General features: G+C 29.8%; 1 pseudogene. It reads right to left on the bottom strand.

The window, feature by feature from the left end:
- Window positions 1-1,031: pseudogene (locus DXA15_RS25070) on the bottom strand (MAC/perforin domain-containing protein); the annotation flags it as partial.
- Between the last annotated feature and the right edge of the window lie 104 nt (window positions 1,032-1,135).

Below are 1,135 nucleotides of genomic sequence, written 5' to 3'. Positions count from 1 at the left end.
AGATCCATTATACAGTAAATACAATGTATTATTTCATTATCAATATATTTACGCAATAAATTTTCATTAAAAAATCCTAGTTGAAAACAATTATTAGGAGGTATTGGAATTGTATCATTTGCAAAAGATTTATTAACAATCTTCAAACCATAAACCTTACTTTTTTCATTTGCGACCTGTCGTATATATTCCTGCTTTTTTGATTCTGAAACACGAGTTATATTCTTAAGATCAATCAATGCTCTGTCCTCATTTTTGGTCACCAACGAAGTTATTAACAATGTATTACCTTGTATATCCCTACGTAATACCTCAATATAAGGTTCTTGTACTTCCATTGGCTGTTCAATAGATAGTCCATAAAGATAATCACGAATATGTTGTTCTATATTTTTTTCCAATACAAATTTAGATAATGGCATTAGACCTTCAGACTCTATATCTATCATTCTATATGAATCAGCTGAAGCCATAGAAGACATCCAACTACTTAAATCGATATTAACCTGTGTCAAACCCTGAGGAGAAGAAAAAGTTGGAAAAGATAAATTTCCTCCTATTGCTTTGACCGATAAAGTCATATTTGTTATTTTATTAGACATTTTAGTCTCATCATAATAATGAAGGCCTATTCCTAAATTCGCACTACCACTTACATCTTTTTTAGGTCCATATGAAGCATTTATATCATTCTCAATATTTTTCTCCTTAGTTTCTACCAAATCAGATGAGCTATATATCCCAGAATATATAGCCGAAACTCGTCCCCCTGTATAAAAATCTTTTAAAACTAAAGCACCATACTCTTTTACAAATTCTGCCATAGTTATTGAATACAATTCATTTCTAAATGAAGGATTCAAATATCCCAATTTTATCATATTCAAAGCATTAGAACTTGTTTCTAAAATATACTTTTTACCGAGAACCTCTGCATTGAATTCACCATATACTCTATTTGTTTCATTAGCAACATCTTTTCCATATATATTTTCGATAGTACCTTTATTTCCAATAGAAAATAATTTCAAAATTTAGGCTTACACCATGAGTTACTTTTTCAGAATCCTTTAGGCTTACACCATGAGTTACTTTTTCAGAATCCTTTGATTATGCGAATATCTATCAAAATCGC

The sequence above is a fragment of the Parabacteroides sp. AM58-2XD genome (genome assembly GCF_003463685.1).
GTDB classification, from domain to species: Bacteria; Bacteroidota; Bacteroidia; order Bacteroidales; family Tannerellaceae; genus Parabacteroides; species Parabacteroides segnis.
This window is presented reverse-complemented; position numbering and strand designations above follow the sequence as displayed.